Source organism: Streptomyces sp. TRD_SC_5 (assembly GCF_056836825.1).
On the sequence record NZ_JBWZZS010000001.1, the window covers coordinates 5080613 to 5097673 of the forward strand.

General features: G+C 70.5%; 16 protein-coding genes. 6 read left to right on the plus strand and 10 right to left on the minus strand.

The window, feature by feature from the left end; translation table 11 throughout:
- Positions 1 to 46 precede the first annotated feature (46 nt).
- From AC1P0E_RS23500 to AC1P0E_RS23510, 3 genes are all read right to left on the minus strand, one after another.
- Positions 47 to 1897, minus strand: coding sequence for a glycosyl hydrolase family 18 protein (locus AC1P0E_RS23500; RefSeq protein ID WP_482744108.1), 1851 nt, complete (start codon positions 1895 to 1897; stop codon positions 47 to 49).
- 182 nt (positions 1898 to 2079) lie between these two features.
- A complete protein-coding gene (locus AC1P0E_RS23505; protein ID WP_482744109.1) occupies positions 2080 to 2730 on the minus strand; it encodes a response regulator in 651 nt (216 codons plus the stop codon).
- Positions 2727 to 3932: a sensor histidine kinase gene (locus AC1P0E_RS23510; protein ID WP_482744110.1), complete on the minus strand. Its 1206-nt coding sequence runs from the start codon at positions 3930 to 3932 to the stop codon at positions 2727 to 2729. The genes AC1P0E_RS23505 and AC1P0E_RS23510 overlap by 4 nt, the downstream gene beginning before the upstream one ends.
- A gap of 156 nt (positions 3933 to 4088) precedes the next feature.
- On the opposite strand from AC1P0E_RS23510, the gene AC1P0E_RS23515 reads away from it, so the two are divergent.
- Positions 4089 to 4640 (plus strand): hypothetical protein, encoded by a 552-nt coding sequence (locus AC1P0E_RS23515; RefSeq protein WP_482744111.1) that lies wholly within the window; start codon positions 4089 to 4091, stop codon positions 4638 to 4640.
- Between the two features lie 191 nt (positions 4641 to 4831).
- Here the strand turns inward: AC1P0E_RS23515 and AC1P0E_RS23520 are convergent, their stop codons facing one another.
- Positions 4832 to 5404 (minus strand): cob(I)yrinic acid a,c-diamide adenosyltransferase, encoded by a 573-nt coding sequence (locus AC1P0E_RS23520; protein ID WP_482744112.1) that lies wholly within the window; start codon positions 5402 to 5404, stop codon positions 4832 to 4834.
- Between the two features lie 226 nt (positions 5405 to 5630).
- Between AC1P0E_RS23520 and AC1P0E_RS23525 the strand changes: the two genes are divergently transcribed.
- The 3 genes from AC1P0E_RS23525 to AC1P0E_RS23535 all read left to right on the plus strand — a co-directional run bounded on the left by AC1P0E_RS23525 (position 5631) and on the right by AC1P0E_RS23535 (position 9929).
- A complete protein-coding gene (locus AC1P0E_RS23525; protein WP_482744113.1) occupies positions 5631 to 6479 on the plus strand; it encodes a 3-hydroxyacyl-CoA dehydrogenase family protein in 849 nt (282 codons plus the stop codon).
- A 148-nt stretch (positions 6480 to 6627) separates the two neighbouring features.
- Entirely contained in the window at positions 6628 to 6951 is a 324-nt protein-coding gene (locus AC1P0E_RS23530; RefSeq protein WP_214899360.1) for an STAS domain-containing protein, read from the plus strand.
- Positions 6952 to 7202: 251 nt separating this feature from the next.
- Positions 7203 to 9929, plus strand: a complete 2727-nt coding sequence (locus AC1P0E_RS23535; protein WP_482744114.1) for an ATP-binding protein — start codon at positions 7203 to 7205, stop codon at positions 9927 to 9929.
- Between the two features lie 115 nt (positions 9930 to 10044).
- Here AC1P0E_RS23535 and nucS read toward each other — a convergent pair whose 3' ends face one another.
- The gene (nucS, locus tag AC1P0E_RS23540) at positions 10045 to 10716 is read right to left on the minus strand and encodes an endonuclease NucS (protein WP_482744115.1); all 672 of its coding nucleotides are present in this window, start codon (positions 10714 to 10716) and stop codon (positions 10045 to 10047) included.
- Positions 10717 to 10926: 210 nt separating this feature from the next.
- On the opposite strand from nucS, the gene AC1P0E_RS23545 reads away from it, so the two are divergent.
- Complete coding sequence (locus tag AC1P0E_RS23545) at positions 10927 to 11319, plus strand: SCO5389 family protein (RefSeq protein ID WP_069926897.1); 393 nt, start codon at positions 10927 to 10929, stop codon at positions 11317 to 11319.
- Positions 11320 to 11393: 74 nt separating this feature from the next.
- Here AC1P0E_RS23545 and AC1P0E_RS23550 read toward each other — a convergent pair whose 3' ends face one another.
- Positions 11394 to 12434 carry an LLM class flavin-dependent oxidoreductase gene (locus AC1P0E_RS23550; protein WP_482744116.1) on the minus strand — a complete coding sequence of 347 codons (1041 nt, stop codon included), beginning with the start codon at positions 12432 to 12434 and terminating at the stop codon, positions 11394 to 11396.
- 213 nt (positions 12435 to 12647) lie between these two features.
- Here AC1P0E_RS23550 and AC1P0E_RS23555 point away from each other — a divergent pair, with 213 nt between their 5' ends.
- Positions 12648 to 12977: an ATP/GTP-binding protein gene (locus tag AC1P0E_RS23555; RefSeq protein WP_482745875.1), complete on the plus strand. Its 330-nt coding sequence runs from the start codon at positions 12648 to 12650 to the stop codon at positions 12975 to 12977.
- A 21-nt stretch (positions 12978 to 12998) separates the two neighbouring features.
- On the opposite strand, the gene AC1P0E_RS23560 is transcribed toward AC1P0E_RS23555, so the two are convergent.
- The 4 genes from AC1P0E_RS23560 to AC1P0E_RS23575 form a co-directional block, all read right to left on the minus strand.
- Positions 12999 to 13856, minus strand: coding sequence for an ABC transporter permease (locus AC1P0E_RS23560; protein WP_482744117.1), 858 nt, complete (start codon positions 13854 to 13856; stop codon positions 12999 to 13001).
- Entirely contained in the window at positions 13853 to 15082 is a 1230-nt protein-coding gene (locus AC1P0E_RS23565; protein ID WP_482744118.1) for an ABC transporter ATP-binding protein, read from the minus strand. The genes AC1P0E_RS23560 and AC1P0E_RS23565 overlap by 4 nt, the downstream gene beginning before the upstream one ends.
- A gap of 151 nt (positions 15083 to 15233) precedes the next feature.
- Entirely contained in the window at positions 15234 to 16004 is a 771-nt protein-coding gene (locus AC1P0E_RS23570) for an ABC transporter permease (protein WP_482744119.1), read from the minus strand.
- A 4-nt stretch (positions 16005 to 16008) separates the two neighbouring features.
- Positions 16009 to 16989: an ABC transporter ATP-binding protein gene (locus tag AC1P0E_RS23575; protein ID WP_482744120.1), complete on the minus strand. Its 981-nt coding sequence runs from the start codon at positions 16987 to 16989 to the stop codon at positions 16009 to 16011.
- Positions 16990 to 17061: the final 72 nt, after the last annotated feature.

Below are 17061 nucleotides of genomic sequence, written 5' to 3' on the forward strand. Positions count from 1 at the left end.
ACCCGTCCCCCCGATTGTTTCAAGCCTTTGTGCTGCTGATCCTTTTCTACTTCAGACCGTTGTTGATCGCGGTCACCAGCTCGCCATTGGCGGTGTCACCGCTGAACTCCCAGAAGAACGCGCCTCCCAGGCCCTGCCCCTTCGCCCAGCTCATCTTGGAACCGATGGTGGCCGGGGTGTCGTAGCTCCACCAGTCGGAGCCGCAGTGGGCATAAGCCGTTCCCGCGACGGTCCCATTGGCGGGGCACTTGGTCTTGAGGACCTTGTAGTCCTCGATGCCGGACTCGTACGTACCGGCTGCCGCGCCGGTCGCGGTGCCGCCCGGCTCCTTCTGCGTCACGCCCGTCCAGCCGCGCCCGTAGAAGCCGATGCCGAGCAGCAGCTTCTTCGCCGGGACGCCCTTCGCCTTGAGCTTGGCGATGGCTTCGGCCGAGTTGAAGCCGGCCTGCGGGATGCCGGGGTACGAGGTCAGCGGGGAGTGCGGGGCCGTCGGGCCCTTGGCCGCCCAGGCGCCGAAGAAGTCGTACGTCATCACGTTGTACCAGTCGGAGTACGCGGCCGCTCCGGCGTAGTCGGTGGCGTCGATCTTGCCGCCGGCCGAGGCGTCGGCCGTGATGGCGGCGGTGACCAGGTTGTTCGTACCGAACTTGCCGCGCATCGCCTGCATCATGTTCTTGAACGCGGCCGGGCCGCTGGTGTCGCAGGACAGACCGCAGGCGTTGGGGTACTCCCAGTCCAGGTCGATGCCGTCGAAGACGTCGGCCCAGCGCGGGTCCTCCACCAGCTTGTAGCAGGAGTCGGCGAACGCGGCCGGGTTCTTGACGGCCTCCGTGAAGCCGCCGGACCAGGTCCAGCCGCCGAACGACCACAGCACCTTGATGTTCGGGTACTTCGCCTTGAGCTTGCGCAGCTGGTTGAAGTTGCCGCGCAGCGGCTGGTCCCAGGTGTCGGCCTTGCCGTCGACGCTCTGGTCGGCGGTGTACGCCTTGTCTATCGCGGCGAAGCTGTCGCCCATGGTGCACTTGCCACCCTGGACGTTGCCGAACGAGTAGTTGATGTGCGTGATCTTGCCGGCGGAGCCCGAGGTGTCCAGGTTCTTCACGTGGTAGTTGCGTCCGTAGATGCCCCACTCGGTGAAGTACCCCAGCTTGACCTGGTCGCCCGGGCCGGGGCCCGGGTCGGTGCCGCCGCCAGTGGTCTTGACCGCGCGGGCGCCGCTGACCGGCCCCGTCTGGTCGCCGGTGTCACGGGCCTGGACCGAGTACGAGTAGTCCGTACCGGCGCTGAGGCCGCTGTCCGTGTACGACGTAGTGGTCACCGTGACGACCTTGGCGCCGTCGCGGAGCACGTCGTAGTTCTTGACGCCCTTGTCGTCGGTGGCCGCGGCCCACGAGAGCTTCACCGACGTGTCGGTGATGGTGCTCGCGGAGGGGGTGCCGGGCGCGGTCGGCGGGGTGTCGCCCGGCACGGAACCGCCGTCGCAGGACCCGCCGTTGAGCTTGCAGCCGCTGGGGGAGCCGGCGCCGGTGCCGTTGAAGCCGAAGGACACACTGGCGCCGGGGGCCAGGTTGCCGCCCCAGCTCTTGTTCTTGGCGGTCCAGTGGTTGCCCGAGTTGGTGACGTCGGCGTCCCAGGCGGAGGTGACGGCCGTACCGGACGGGAAGTCCCACTCCACGGTCCAGGTGCTGAGGGTGGTGGTGCCGGTGTTCTTCACCGTCCACTTGCCCTCGAAGCCGTTGCCCCAGTCGGAGACCTTGGTGTACGAGGCGGTCGCCGAGGCGGCGGCCTGTGCGGGGGAGGCCAGGCCGACCATGGCGGCGAGGGGAACGATCAACGCGGTGAGACCGGCTGCCGCTCTGGTTCTGAAGCGGGTGCGTAGGGGGGTGGTTGTACTCAAGGGTGCTCCCAAGAGAGAGGTCCGGCGGTGAACGGGGATAGGACCTGCGCCGCCTGGCGAGCACTTCTTGACATGACACGCTCACCACTGCGGTGCGGTGAGCGTAGGAAGGTCTGGACCAATCGTCAAGAGGTCTGGACCAGAGGAGTCTGTGGGGGCGTCATCCGCAGGCCACCGAGCCGTCAGATCCCCAACTCCTGAGCGAGCACGGCCGCCTGCACCCGGCTGCGCAGCTCCAGCTTCCCCAGCAGGCGGCTCACATGGGTCTTCACCGTGGCCTCGGCCATGGTCAGGCGCCGGGCGATCTCCGCGTTCGACAGTCCCTCCCCGAGACACGACAGCACCTCGCGCTCGCGCCGGGTCAGCGAATCCAGGGCCTCGGCGCCGGGCGCGTTCGCGGACCGTACGGGCGCGGGCGAGGCGAACTCCGCGATCAGCCGGCGGGTGACGGCGGGCGCGATCAGGCCCTCGCCGCGCGCCACCGTCCGTACCGCCTCGATCAGGTCCTTCGCGTCGGTGTTCTTCAGCAGGAAGCCGGCCGCCCCCGCGCGCAGCGCCCCGAAGACGTACTCGTCGAGATCGAAGGTCGTCAGCATCAGGACGTCGGCGAGCTGCTCCGCCACCACCTGCCGGGTCGCCGAGACCCCGTCCAGACGCGGCATCTGTACGTCCATCAGCACCAGATCCGGCCGCAGTTCGCGCGCCATGGCGACCGCCGCCTCGCCGTCCCCGGCCTCCCCGACGACCTCCACGTCCGGGGCACTGTTCAGGATGAGCACCAGGCCCGCCCGTACGGCCGACTGGTCCTCCGCGACCAGTACGCGAATCGTCATGCGGACAGCTCCGTATCGTCCTCCGCGGGCAGTTGCGCCCGTACCTGCCAGATCTTCGTGCCGTCCGCCGCGGTGGCCGGGCCCGCCTCCAGCGCCCCGTCGAGCAGCGTCACGCGCTCCCGCATCCCCACCAGACCCGCGCCGGAACCGGGCGCGCGTGGGCCTGGCCGTTCGCCGTACGGGCTGGTCACGCCCACGGTCAGCGTGTGGTCGGTGTGCGCGAGCGTCACCCTGACCGGGCCGGGGGAAGCGTGCTTGAGCGCGTTGGTGAGGGACTCCTGGACGATCCGGTACGCGGCCATCTCGACCGGCGCCGGAAGCCGGCCGCCCGGTGCGCGGCCGTCGTCGAGGACGAAGACGAGTCCGCTGTCGGCGCCGACCGTACGGACCTGGGCGACGAGCGCGTCGAGCCCGTCGAGCGCCGGGGCGACGGCCGGTTCCTGGTCGCCGCTGGTGTCGCGGAGCAGACCGATGAGCCTGCGCATCTCCGACAGGCCCTGGACGCTGTTCTCGCGGATGACGGTGAGCGCGTCCGTCGATGCCTTGGGCTCGTTGATGGACAGCGCGGCCGTGGAGTGGATGGCGATGGCGGAGAGGTGGTTGGCGACCATGTCGTGCAGCTCGCGCGCCATCCGGGAACGCTCGGCCGCGACGGCCTGGCTGCGGTCCATCTCGGCCAGCAGCGCGGTCTGCTCGGCGCGCAGCCGGGCGGCCTCGGCGGCCTGGCGGTGGTTGCGGAGGGTGGCGCCGGTGAGCGCGGGCGCGAAGGAGACGAGCCCGGTGACGACACCGATGAGCAGCGCTTCCGGCTGACGGAGCCAGGCCAGGGCGCCGATCGTCATGGCGACGGTGATGAGCCCCGTGATGACCGGGATACGGCGGGCCGCGCCCGGGGTTCCGTACACCACGGCGGCGTACATCAGGTCCGTGAACATGATGACGGTGGCCAGGTTGCCGAAGGTGAACTGGTCCGCGACGAGGGCGGCCGTGCCGATGAGCAGGGCCGCCCTGGGACACGACCTGCGCAGCAGCTCCAGGAACGCCATCACGGCGAGCGGTACGAGGGTCACCCACGGCGGCATGAGTTCGCGCATGGCGGTGGTGTGCAGCCCGAGGCCCCACAGCAGGGCACCGCCGAGCAGGCCGGTCACCGCGATGAGTACGTCGTCGTGGTGGGGGCGCAGGCGGGGGAACCGGGTCACTCCACCATCCAACACGGCATGGACCGGCTCGTCCTCCCCGCGTGGGGTGAGCCGCCGCTACATCGAAGGATGCAGTGCGGGTTCGTCATTGGCGACGACGATTCGGGGCTTCGCGGACGGGAGGGTTGGGAGCGTAACGGGAGGAGAGTGAACACCGTGATCGTCACGCTGATCATCATCTGCGAAGTCGGCTTCTGGATACTGCTGGCCGGGGGCCTGGCCCTGCGCTATCTGGCGAAGATGCCGCGCGCCGGGGCGGCCGTGCTGCTCATGGAGCCGCTGCTGGAGGTCGTGCTGCTGGTCGTCACGGCGGTCGACCTGAAGAACGGCGCGGAGCCGGACTGGAAGCACGGTCTCGCGGCAGTCTACATCGGCTTCACGGTCGCGCTGGGGCATCGCACCATCAAGTGGGCCGACGCCCGGGTCGCCCACCGCTTCGCGGGCGGGCCGGCGCCGGTGCAGGCACCGAAGTACGGGATTGCCCGGGCGGTGCACGAGTGGAAGGTCGCGGGGCGGTGGATGCTGGCGGCGGGGATCGCGATGGGGTTGCTCCAGGCGGCGATCTGGTACGTCGGGGGCGACGGGGACATCGGTTCGCTGCGGATGTGGCAGCAGAAGATGCTCTTCGTGATCGGCATCAACGTGATCATCGCCGGGGCGTACACGGTGTCCCCGAAGCGGGCGCCGGAGGGGGAGCGGGTGGGGTAGGCGGGTGCGGGTGCGGCTGGGGCGGGCCGCCGCGCGGGGCTTCCCCGACCCGCCCCTTCCCGAAGCTGGGGCTCCGCCCCCAGACCCCGCTCCTCAAACGCCGGAGGGGCTGGATGGTGCCGCTGAGCGGGGATGCGCCGCTGAGCGCGGCTCATCGACCCGCGCTCAGAAAAGGCCCGCCGCAGGCGCCCCTACCGCTCGCCGCCCGGCACCCACAGCACGTCGCCGACCTCCTTGTTGGCCACCCGGGCCAGGATGAACAGCAGGTCGGACAGGCGGTTCAGGTACGTCGCCGTCAGCGGGTTCATCGCCTCGCCGTGGACCTCGAACGCCGCCCACGTCGACCGCTCCGCCCGCCGCACCACCGTGCACGCCTGGTGCAGCAGCGCCGCCCCCGCCGTACCCCCCGGCAGGATGAAGCTCCGCAGCTTCTCCAGATCCTCCAGGAACCGGTCGCAGTCCGCCTCCAGCTTGTCGATGTACGCCTGCTCGACGCGAAGCGGCGGGTACTTGGGGTCCGCGACCACCGGCGTCGACAGATCCGCGCCCACGTCGAAGAGGTCGTTCTGGACCCGGACGAGGACCTTCACGACAGCCTCGTCGAGCTGCCCGAGGGCGATCGCCGTCCCGATGACGGCATTGGCCTCATTGGCGTCGGCGTACGCCGAGATCCGCAGGTCGGTCTTGGCGGTGCGGCTCATGTCGCCCAGGGCGGTGGTGCCCTTGTCGCCGGTACGGGTATAGATGCGCGTCAGATTGACCATGCAACCGAGCCTAGCCATGCCCGGCCTTCCGGAAGACCCGTGTGCCCACCGTCACGCGCCCAACTGGGCAGTGCGGGCGATGGATGAGTCGTACCGGTGTGATGTCCGTCATCTGGACCGTGACGCGCATCTCTTCGCCGCCACTCGGCCCCTCACGGGCGCTAACCTCCGCCGGAGAGCCTGAAGTAAACAGGCGTTAAGGCCGAAGAATTCAAGGGGTGTCGCAGTGGCCAGGAAGCTCGCCGTCATCGGAGCCGGACTCATGGGGTCCGGTATCGCGCAGGTCTCGGCGCAGGCGGGCTGGGACGTCGTCCTGCGCGATGTCACCGACGCCGCGCTGACCCGCGGCCGTGACGGCATCAAGGCCTCGTACGACAAGTTCGTGTCCAAGGGCAAGCTGGACGCCGCGGACGCGGAGGCGGCGCTCGGCCGCATCACCACGACCACCGACCTCGACGCGGTCGCCGACGCCGACATCGTCGTCGAAGCCGTCTTCGAGAAGCTCGAGATCAAGCACGAGATCTTCCGTACGCTCGACAAGATCGTCCGGGCGGACGCGGTCCTCGCGTCCAACACCTCCGCCATCCCGATCACCAAGATCGCGGCCGTGACGGAGCGTCCGGAGCGGGTCGTCGGCGCGCACTTCTTCTCGCCCGTACCGATGATGCAGCTCTGCGAGCTGGTACGGGGCTACAAGACCAGCGACGAAACGCTCGCCATCACGCGCGAGTTCGCCGAGTCCGTCGGCAAGACCTGCATCGTCGTCAACCGCGACGTGGCCGGCTTCGTCACCACCCGCCTCATCTCGGCCCTCGTGGTCGAGGCCGCGAAGCTGTACGAGTCGGGCGTCGCCTCGGCCGAGGACATCGACATCGCCTGCAAGCTGGGCTTCGGGCACGCCATGGGCCCGCTCGCCACCGCGGACCTGACCGGCGTCGACATCCTGCTGCACGCGACCAGCAACATCTACACGGAGTCGCAGGACGAGAAGTTCGCGCCGCCGGAGCTGATGCGCCGGATGGTTGATGCCGGTGACATCGGGCGCAAGAGCGGGCAGGGGTTCTACAAGCACTGATGCCATGTCAGCTCCTGGGTCACTCCCAGGGGTGAATTCGGTATCGGTTCGCTTACGGACGGCAACTTCCTTGCCCGTACGGCAGTCAGTTGGGTGCAGGGAAAGAAAAGCAAGACACGGAGAACTGACGCACTCTCAGGGAGCGCATATGCACATCAGGGGCGACCACGTCGAGCTGGTCGTCGGGGGCCGCCTCGACGTCCGCAGCGCGGCGGACGCCCGTACGGTCCTGCACTCGGCCGTCGACGACGGTGTCGGCGATCTGGTGCTGGACCTGACCGAGCTGGATTCCTGGGACGCCACCGGACTGGGCGTGATCATGGGCGCCCACCGGCGGGCCGGGCGGGCGGGCCGCCGGCTCGTGCTGCGCGGCGTACCGGCGCAGATGCAGCGCCTGCTGGTGGCGACCAGACTGCACCGCATCCTCGCCATCGAGGGCGGCATCGCCGCCGAGTCGCTGCCGCGGGTCTGAGCGGGCTGGCCGGCGCGTCCATACAGGGGGCGTACGGCGGGCGCACGGCGGACGCACAATCCTCACGAGACTGTGACGTCCCGGGCGGGGTGGCACCCCTCCTGTTCCTGGATACTGTGCGAAGGCCTAGGGTTCGGCTCGCCTGCCGATTGACGAACCCGAGTACGGCGGGCACCGGACCAGAAGCGACAGCGAGCGTGTGAAAGGCCGGGAGGGGCATCCGCACGCAACGCATCTGGGGGGCTTTGACCATGGACCCGATGAACCGGGGACCGGAAGAGTACGGCCACGACGACGACCGATTCGGCGAGAGCGACACCGGTGACGGATCGCGCCGACCGCCACGAGACGCGCTGACACCGGCCCTCGCCCAGAGCGGCCAAAGCGGTCAGAGCGGCAAGGGCGGCGGACCGGCCTCGTCGGCGCCCGCCCGCACCGTGCAGGTCGTCGCGGGCGACTTCCTGCTCACCGTCAACCCTGTCGACGGCAGTGAGATCGAAGCCTGCCCGCCCGGCGAGCGCCCGGCGCAACCGGTCAAGCACAGCGCCGACGACCGCGCCGAACTGCTGCGCGCGGCCAGGCCGCCCGTCCCGCCGGGGCCCGCTGTCCCCGATCTCCCGCTCCTGGAGCGCCAGGAGGAGCGCGAGAGGCTCGTACGGCTGCTCGCGCGCGGGCGCTCGGTGCGGGTGACGGGGCCGTCGGGGTCCGGTCGTACCGCGCTGCTCGACGCCGTGGCCGCCGACTGCGCGGACCTCGCGCCGGACGGAGTCGTACGGCTCTGCGGAGCCCACCGCACGCCCGACGAGCTGCTCCACGACCTGTTCGCCGCCGTCTACAGCGCGCCGCTGCACCGCCCGGACCGGGCGGGGCTGCTCGGCCTGGTGCACGAGATCGGGGCCGTCGTCGTACTCGACGACCTGGAGTTCGGCGGGGCGGCGCTGGACGAGCTGCTGGAGGCCACACCCGAGTGCGCCTTCCTGCTCGCCGCGACACCCGGGGTCGCCGCTCCCTCGCCCGAGTCGCACATCGAGGAGGTGTTCCTCGGCGGTCTCGACCGCAGTGCCAGCCTGGAGCTCCTGGAGCGCGCCGTGGGGCGGCCGCTCACCGACGACGAGGCGAACTGGGCGGGCGACCTGTGGTTCGAGTCCGAGGGGCTGCCGCTGCGTTTCGCGCAGGCGGGTGCTCTGCTGCGGCAGCGCGATCAGCTTCGCGCGGACCCCAACGCCTTCGACGAGTACGGGTACTTCAACGAGCAGCCGTTCGACGCGCCCTTCGACGCGGAGGACGGACACGACGTACCCCTGCCGTCACTCGCCGAGGGCGCGATGCCGGCGGCGCTGCTCGCGTCCCGGCTGAGCGAGTCCGCCCGCGCCACGCTGCGCTTCGCCCTCGCGCTCGGCGGCGAGGTCCCGAACCAGGCGCACCTGCCGGCGCTGGTGGGGGACACCCATGCGGACGCCGCGCTCGGTGAGCTGCTGAGCTGCGGGCTGCTCTCGTCGGTGGGGGCGCGTTTCCGGCTGGCGGCCGGTGTGGCCGTACAGCTGGAGGCCGCCGGATTCGCGGACGACGTCACGGAGCAGGCGCACACCGCCGCCCAGCACTACGCCTGGTGGGCCGGGCATCCCTCGGTGACGCCCGAGCGGGCGGCGGCGGAGGCCGACGCGATTCTCGCGGCGATGGGCGCGCTGGTGCCGGGCGCGGAGGCGGGGCATGCGAGCGCCGCTGTCCTGCTGGCCCGTACGGCGGCGCCCGCGTTCGCCGCCGGGCTGTGCTGGGGCGCGTGGGAGCGGGCGCTGCGGACCGGGCTCGAGGCCGCGCGCATCGCGGGAGAGGTTGCCGAAGAGGCGTACTTCCACCACGAGTTGGGTGTACTCGCGCTCTGTACGGGCAATCTGGACCGGGCCCGGGCCGAGCTGGAGGCGTCCGTCGCGATGCGCGGCGCCGTGGCCGACAAGAGCGGCACGGTCGCCGGACGCAGGGCGCTGGCGCTGGTCGCGGACCGCTCCGGTGCGGTTGCGGGCGCGCTTGTGCTCGGTGGCCGTACGCCTGCCGGGGAGGAGGTGCCGGCGGCTCGGTACGAGGAGTCGGCGTCGCCGCCCGGTGGCGTACCGGCGGCGGTCGTGCCCCTGGCGCTGCCTGCCAGGCCCGAACGGGCGGGTGAGGACGTCACGTTGGTCACCCACCGCACGGAGGCCGGTGGCGGTGGCGGTGGCCGTCTCGCCGTGCTCAGTGGCGCCCGGCGCAACATGGTCGCGGCGGGCGCGGGCGCGCTGCTCGTCGCCGTACTCGGCACTGTGGTGACACTCGGCGCGACGTCGGACGGCGAGGAGCCGCAGAACAGGGTCACGTCCGAGCAGTCGGCCAACGAGGACGACGGTCAGGACGGCCTTACGGCGGACGAGCCGACGCAGGGCTCGACGAAGCGCCCGGGCGATCCGGGCCGACCGGCCGGTCCTGGTACGTCGGGACAGCCCCAGCCGGGCGAGAGCGGCGGCAGCGGCAGCGGGGCGCCGGGGGATCCGTCGAAGAGCGGCAAGCCGACGGACGACGATTCGTCGTCGCCGGGCAGCAAACCGCCGACGTCGGACGATCCGACCACGGGTGGCCCGACGACGGGCGGTCCGACGACCGGCGGTCCGACCACCGGTGGTCCGACGACGGGCGGCCCGACGACGGGCGGTCCGACCACGGGTGGCCCGACGACCGGCGGTCCCACCACGGGCGGTCCGACGACCGGCGGTCCCACCACGAGCGGCGGTACTTCCGACGGCGGCACGACCGACGGCGGGACCACGGACGGTGGGACGACGGACGGCGGGTCCACGGACGGCGGCACCACTGGCGGGACGACGAGCGGGGCGGAAGGCGGGACCACCGAAGGCGGCACGGCGGACGGCGGCACCACCACGGGCGGCAGCAGCCCGAGCAACAGCGCCCCGGCTTCGTCGAGCGCACCTGGTTCCTCGAGCCCGGCGTAGGGGGCGGGGCGGACGGGTTCTTCCCCCACCCCGCCCCCCCCGCAACCGGGGCTCCGCCCCAGACCCCGGTCCTCAAACGCCGGACGGGCTGAACTCGCCGGGAGCAGCCCGGACGTCAGAACAGGCGGAGCTTGTCGTCCTCGATGCCGCGCATCGCGTTGTAGTCCAGGACCACGCAGCCGATCCCGCGGTCCGTCGCCAGTACGCGCGCCTGCGGCTTGATCTCCTGCGCCGCGAAAACGCCCTTCACCGGCGCCAGGTGCGGGTCCCGGTTGAGCAGTTCGAGGTAGCGGGTGAGCTGCTCCACGCCGTCGATGTCGCCGCGTCGTTTCAGTTCCACCGCCACCGTCGCCCCGTCCGCGTCACGGCAGAGGATGTCCACCGGGCCGATGGCCGTGGGGTATTCGCGGCGGATCAGGGAGTAGCCCTCGCCGAGCGTGTCGATGCGGTCGGCCAGCAGCTCCTGGAGGTGCGCTTCCACGCCGTCCTTGATGAGCCCGGGGTCGACGCCCAGTTCGTGGGACGAGTCGTGGAGGACTTCCTCCATCGTGATGATCAGTTTCTCGCCCGCCTTGTTGATCACCGTCCAGGTGCCGGCATCGTCCCCCGTGCCCTCCTTGAGGGTGCACGGCGGCGACATCCAGTTGAGCGGTTTGTACGCCCGGTCGTCGGCGTGGATCGACACGCTGCCGTCCGCCTTCACCAGGATCAGACGGGGAGCGGAGGGCAAGTGGGCGGTGAGCCGGCCCGCGTAGTCCACGGAGCAGCGGGCAATGACGAGACGCATGGGGCGCAACGCTACTCGACGACGAGTGCTCTACGCGATTCGCCCAGTAAGACCCCCTTCGCTGTTGGCTGGTTGTGTTCCCAATCTCCTGGTGCGGTCCGGACCGCACGCTTAACTTGGATGCAGGAGGTCGTCGTACGTGCACTCTGCGTCGTCGTCCGTCTTCCCTGCCCGTAAGACCCCGGCCCCGGGGTCGCGAGAGGAGAACCCATGTCGCTCGACGTCTCACCGGCACTGTTGGAACAGGCCGAGCGAGGCGATGTCGACGAAGCCGCCTTCGTCGACTGCGTCCGGACCTCCCTGCCTTACGCATGGGAGATGATCAGCTCTCTGGTGGCACAGCTGAAGGTCGACGGTGGCGAGTTCGCCGACAACCAGACGCCTCCGCCGGACGAGCAGGCACGTGGTCAGCTGCTGCGCGCACTCGCGAGTGACGCGATTCGCGGTGCGCTGCAGCGGCACTTCGGCGTACGTCTTGCGTTCCAGAACTGCCACCGCGTAGCGGTGTTCCCGATGGACTCCTCGTCGGACGAGCGGCTCGGCCGCTTCACGTCGATCAGGGGTCAGCTGCTCAACCAGTCGCCGGAACTGCGGGACTGCTGAGGCAATGCTGTCGCTCCGCATCGCGGGAGGTCCACTGATGCGGAGCGGCGGCGTCCGGCCGGCAGACGGCGTGCTCAGGACAGCAGGGGCAGCACTTCGGACCCCAGCAGCCGTACGTTCTCCTCGGTGGCCGCAAGGTCGCCCGACCCCTCGACGAGCAGCGCGAAGCGCGTGATCCCGGTCCGCTCGGCGGTCGCCGCGAGCCGGTCGGCGGCCAGTCGCGGCGGGCCCACGGGATGCAGTTCGCACAGCATTTCCGTGTACGCGACCGGGTCCCGCATCGCGCGGTGCCGCCCGTCGACCGTGACGTGGGCGTCGAGTCCCTGCTTGAGCCAGCCCGGCATCGCCTTCGTCAGCGTCTCCGTGGCTTCGGCCGCGCTGCTCGCGATCTGAGCCACCCCGGCTGAAACATGGCCTGCCCGCGCGACCGTTTCAGGCTCATGTCCGGCGGCGAGTGCGAGCCTGCGCCACAGCGCGACCATCTCCGCTTTGTCCTCGTCGCCGCAGTGCATGCCGAGCAGCATCGGCAGCCCGCGCTCGGCGGCCATCCGTACGCTCTTCGGGGATGTGCAGGCGACCACGACCTCGGGGCCGCCCGGTACGTCGGGCCCCTCGCGCAGCAGCTCGTCCGGCCTCGGTACGACGGCGACTTCGCGGAAGTCGAACCGCTCGCCCCGCGCCTCGACGCGCGGTTCGCGCAGCCAGCGCAGCAGCAGATCCAGCGACTCGGGGAAGCCGTGCTCGTACGCCGAAAGACCCTGCCCGAACACCTCCAGGTCCACCCACGGCCCGCCCCGCCCGACGCCGAGCGTGAAGCGCCCGCCGGAGGTGAGGTGCAGCAGGGCGGCCTGCTCGCCCAGGGCGACCGGGTGCACGGTGGGCAGGACGCTGACCGCCGTACCCACCCGGATGCGCCGGGTGCGCCCGAGCAGCAGCGCGGCGAGCGTCACGGCGGACGGGCACACGCCGTACGGTACGAAGTGGTGTTCCGCGAGCCAGACCGAGTCCAGCCCGGCTTCCTCGGCGACCTCGGCCGACCGCACTGCCCGGTGCAGCGCCTCCCCCTGGCCCTGGCCCGGAAACTGGGCCGCCAGTACAAACGTTCCGACACGCATCGCCTACTGCCTCCTTGCGGTCGACGCGGCTTCCCCCTTACTGGCAACAACGTCTGACACGTGCCAAAGGCACGGCCGCGCGCGAAGTTGTTGCGATTTTCCGGTAAGCCGGTGCCCGGCGAGCACCGGCCGTCGCGCGATGCCGTACGGGTACCCCTGCCGGATGGCCCTAGGCTGGGGGAAACCAGTGCCGTCCGACCCGTGAGGTTTCAGGTGTCCCCGCGTCGCAACCGCCCCAAGGGCGGCGAGAGTCCGGCCGAGTCCCGAAGTGGCGTGGAAGGAGACCGGTTCGGGCTCCAGAGCACCGAGTCGTGGCAGGGCGAGGAGTGGTCGCTGCGTCATGTCGCCGGCGCGAGCGCGGCCGGCAAGCGCTACCGCTGCCCGGGCTGCGACCAGGAGATCCCGTCCGGGGTCCCGCACCTGGTGGCGTGGCCGGAGTACGGCGGCGTCGACGACCGCAGACACTGGCACAAGGCCTGCTGGAACGCGCGGGACCGCCGCACCACGAAGGTGCAGCGGTCCCGCAATGCCCCGCGCTACTGACCGGCGGCGCGCCGGCCCCGGTCAGACGTCGCGCTTCTCCAGGGCCAGGAAGGCACCGCCGAGCGCCGCGGCCGTCACGCCCAGCAGGATCCACAGCGGCTCCCATCCGGACGGCCCCGACTGGGTGACCGAGGCGTCGTAGAAGACGCCGAGCTGGTTGGGGATCGAGTACTCGAAGAGCGCCGTCTGAAGGTCGGCCAGTGTCTCGGAGAACATGAACATCGCCAGCACCAGCGGCAGCAGCACCAAGCCGATCATGATGGTGATCGCGCCCGCCGAGTGCCGGATGAGCGAGCCGACGGCCAGCGACAGCAGGCCGAGCGTCGCGATGTACAGGCTGACGCCGAGCGTCGCGCGCAGCCAGTCCTCGCCGGTGGGCGTGACGCCGTCGAGCATCACGGTCTGCAGCGCGCCGACGATGGCGGTGGTAACCAGTGTGATGGCGAAGGCCAGTACGAAGAAGACGATCGCCTTGGCCGTCAGCACGCGGGAGCGGCTGGGGCACGCCGTGAGGGTCGTACGGATCATTCCCGTGCCGTACTCCGACGCGACCGTCATCACGCCGAGCGTGATCACCGGGATGGCACCGAGCAGCACACCGAAGAATCCGAGGCTCAGTACCGGGGTCTCGCCGAGGTCGGCGCCGGACGAGCCGACGGCCACGGCCGCGAGCAGGCCGATGCCGAGGACGAGCACGACCATCACGCCGAGCGTCCACACCGTGGAGCGCACCGACCGGATCTTCGTCCACTCGGAGGCGAGAGCGTCCCCGAGCGTCGCCTTGCGCACCGGGATCGGCGAGACGTACGACGCGACGCCCTGCGGCTGGTAAGGCTGCGGGGCCTGCTGAGGGGCCTGCTGCTGGTACGGGGTCGTCATCGGGCGTCCTCGGGGCTGTCGTCGCTGTCGCTCTTGGTCAGGTCGGGTGCGGGGGCAGCGGGCGCGGGAGGCGCCGCCGGGGCCGCAGGCGCCGCGTACGGGTTCTGGACCGGCGCGGGGGCCTGGCCGGGGGCGGGGTAGCCGGGGGCGGGCGCCGGGCCGCCCGGCATCGGGGCGCCGGCGAAGGGCGGCTGTCCGCCCGGCTGGGGCGGCGGCGGGGCGTACCAGCCCTGCTGCTGTCCTGCGGGCTGGGCGTAACCGCCGGGCTGCTGGAGCTGCTGCGGCTGCTCGAAGCCGGCCAGCTGGTCGGCCGTCGAACGGTAGTCGACCGCGCCCTGCGTCATCCGCATGTACGCCTCTTCCAGCGAGGCCTGGTGCGGCGAAAGCTCCCACAGCCGTACGTCGGCGTCGTGCGCGAGGTCGCTGATCCGCGGCAGCGGCAGCCCGGTGACGCGCATTGCGCCGTCCTGCTCGGTCATGACGTGGCCGCCGGCCTCGGTCAGTACCGACGACAGCTTCTCGCGCTGCTGCGGCTCGGTCTGCGGCGTACGCACCCGGGCGAAGTCGGCGGAGTTCGCGGAGATGAAGTCCTTGACGCTCATGTCGGAGAGCAGCTGCCCGCGCCCGATCACGATCAAGTGGTCCGCGGTCACCGCCATCTCGCTCATGAGGTGGCTGGAGACGAAGACCGTACGGCCCTCGGCGGCCAGCGACTTCATGAGGTTGCGGACCCAGAGGATGCCCTCGGGGTCGAGGCCGTTGACCGGCTCGTCGAAGAGCAGCACCTGCGGGTCGCCGAGGAGCGCCGCCGCGATGCCCAGGCGCTGCCCCATGCCGAGCGAGAAGCCGCTGGAGCGCCGCCTGGCGACGTCCTGGAGGCCGACGACCCCGAGCACCTCGTCGACCCGCTGGGCGGGGATGCCGGAGAGCTGCGCGAGCGACAGGAGGTGGTTGCGCGCGCTGCGTCCGCCGTGCACGGCCTTGGCGTCGAGCAGGGCGCCCACCTGGCGGGGGGCGTTGGGCAGGTTGCGGAAGGGGTGACCGCCGATGGTGACGTGACCGGCCGTGGGCTCGTCGAGCCCGAGAATCATGCGCATCGTCGTGGACTTGCCGGAGCCGTTGGGGCCGAGGAAGCCCGTCACCGTGCCCGGGCGCACCTGGAAGGAAAGGTTGTACACGGCTGTCTTGGCGCCGTAGCGCTTCGTCAGGCCGACTGCCTCGATCATGTGTGTGCAGCCCCATCGACAGGTCGGGTCGTCGGGGCTGTGACCTCTTGGCCGAACGCGCCCCCGTAAGGGTTAGGAGGATAACCAGCGGCTGACGGTTCCTGCTAAGCCGGTACGAGGGCGATGTGTCTGCGCGTCTTCTGCCTGTCGCCTACGCGTCGCGCTTCCTCAGCAGGACATATCCGCCCATCAGGGCCGCGGCGACCCAAAGGATCATGATCAGCAGCCCGCCCCACGGGCCGTACGGAGTGTCGTCGCCGATCGGCGCGACCACCTGCATGATCTTGCTGCCGGCCTGGTCGGGGAGGTACTGGCCGACCTTCTTGGTGGCGGAGACGTTGCCCAGGATCGGCGCGAGCAGGAAGAAGAACGGCATCAGGACGCCGAGCGCGAGCACCTGGCTGCGCAGCATGGAGGCCACGCCCATCGAGAAGAGCGCGATCAGCGTCATGTAGAGGCCGCCGCCGATCACCGCGCGCAGCACGCCCGGGTCGCCGATGTTCGCCTTCAGGTCGCCGAGCATCGCCTGGCCGAGGAAGAAGGAGAGGAAACTCGTGGCCATTCCGACCGCGAGCGCGAGCGCGGCGGCGACGGTGATCTTGCTGAAGAGGAAGGTGCCGCGCTGCGGGACCGCCGCCAGCGACATGCGGATCATTCCGGTGGTGTATTCGTTCGACACGACCAGCACACCGAAAACGATCATGGCAAGCTGCCCAAGACTCGTCCCCGCGAAACTCACGAACGTCGGGTCGAAGGTGAGCTTGTCCTCGGCGCTCATCTTCTTGAATTCGTTCTTCGAAAGAATACTGATGAGTACGCCGAGGCCGATTGTGACGATCGCGGCAAGGCCCAGTGTCCATACTGTGGACTGAACCGATTTGATCTTGGTCCATTCCGACTTGAGTACCTGCGTGGCCGCCATTGGCTCAGACCCCCTTCTTCTTCTTTTGCTGCTGTACGCCGACGCCCCAGCCGGCCCCCGGCGGACCGGGCACCTCGCCGCCGGAATGCGCGTGGTACTCGACGGACTCGGCGGTCAGCTGCATGAAGGCCTCCTCCAGCGAGGCCTGCTGGGGGCTCAGCTCATGGAGTACGAGCTGATGCCTGGCGGCGAGATCACCGAGCTGCTCCGAGGGCACGCCGTCCACTTCCAGCGACCCGTTGACCGCGCTGACCGCCGTGATCCCGGCCCCGTGCATGACATCGCGCAGCCGCTCCTGCTCCGGGGAGCGCAGGCGTACGTAACTGCGCGAGTTCTCCCGGATGAAGTCGGCCATCGACGTGTCCGCGAGCAGCCTGCCCTGGCCGATGACGACCAAGTGGTCGGCGGTGAGCGCCATTTCGCTCATCAGGTGGGAGGAGACGAAGACCGTACGCCCCTGACCCGCCAGCGTCTTCATCAGATTGCGGATCCAGTGGATGCCCTCGGGGTCGAGGCCGTTCACCGGTTCGTCGAACATCAGGATCTCGGGGTCGCCCAGCAGCGCGCCCGCGATGCCCAGGCGCTGTCCCATGCCGAGCGAGAAGCCCTTGGCGCGCTTCTTGGCGACCGAGGTGAGGCCGACCGTCTCCAGGACCTCGGAGACCCGGCCGCGCGGGATGCCGTTGCTCTGGGCGAGGCAGAGGAGGTGGTTGTACGCGCTGCGGCCGCCGTGCATCGCCTTCGCGTCGAGGAGCGCGCCGATGTACTTCAGCGGATCCTTGAGTTCGGCGTAGTGCTTCCCGTCGATGCGGACGTCGCCGGCCGTCGGGTTGTCCAGGCCGAGCAGCATCCGCATGGTCGTGGACTTGCCGGCCCCGTTCGGGCCCAGGAAGCCGGTCACGATGCCCGGCCGTACGGTGAAGGTCAGATGGTCGACGGCCACCTTCTCGCCGTAACGCTTCGTCAGCCCCGTCAGTTCGATCACTGAAGTTCACCTCGCGAAGGCGCCTCGGTCAGGTGGCCGGCCTGTTTGTCCGGCCGGGGGCACGGGGGTTGC

What these genes read in the sequence shown, in the direction of transcription:
- AC1P0E_RS23505 (WP_482744109.1), bottom strand. Translation starts at nt 2,730, where the DNA reads ATGACGATTCGCGTACTGGTCGCGGAGGACCAGTCGGCCGTACGGGCG.
- AC1P0E_RS23520 (WP_482744112.1), bottom strand. Translation starts at nt 5,404, where the DNA reads ATGGTCAATCTGACGCGCATCTATACCCGTACCGGCGACAAGGGCACC.
- AC1P0E_RS23530 (WP_214899360.1), top strand. Translation starts at nt 6,628, where the DNA reads ATGCACATCAGGGGCGACCACGTCGAGCTGGTCGTCGGGGGCCGCCTC.
- AC1P0E_RS23535 (WP_482744114.1), top strand. Translation starts at nt 7,203, where the DNA reads ATGGACCCGATGAACCGGGGACCGGAAGAGTACGGCCACGACGACGAC.
- nucS (WP_482744115.1), bottom strand. Translation starts at nt 10,716, where the DNA reads ATGCGTCTCGTCATTGCCCGCTGCTCCGTGGACTACGCGGGCCGGCTC.
- AC1P0E_RS23545 (WP_069926897.1), top strand. Translation starts at nt 10,927, where the DNA reads ATGTCGCTCGACGTCTCACCGGCACTGTTGGAACAGGCCGAGCGAGGC.
- AC1P0E_RS23550 (WP_482744116.1), bottom strand. Translation starts at nt 12,434, where the DNA reads ATGCGTGTCGGAACGTTTGTACTGGCGGCCCAGTTTCCGGGCCAGGGC.
- AC1P0E_RS23560 (WP_482744117.1), bottom strand. Translation starts at nt 13,856, where the DNA reads ATGACGACCCCGTACCAGCAGCAGGCCCCTCAGCAGGCCCCGCAGCCT.
- AC1P0E_RS23565 (WP_482744118.1), bottom strand. Translation starts at nt 15,082, where the DNA reads ATGATCGAGGCAGTCGGCCTGACGAAGCGCTACGGCGCCAAGACAGCC.
- AC1P0E_RS23570 (WP_482744119.1), bottom strand. Translation starts at nt 16,004, where the DNA reads ATGGCGGCCACGCAGGTACTCAAGTCGGAATGGACCAAGATCAAATCG.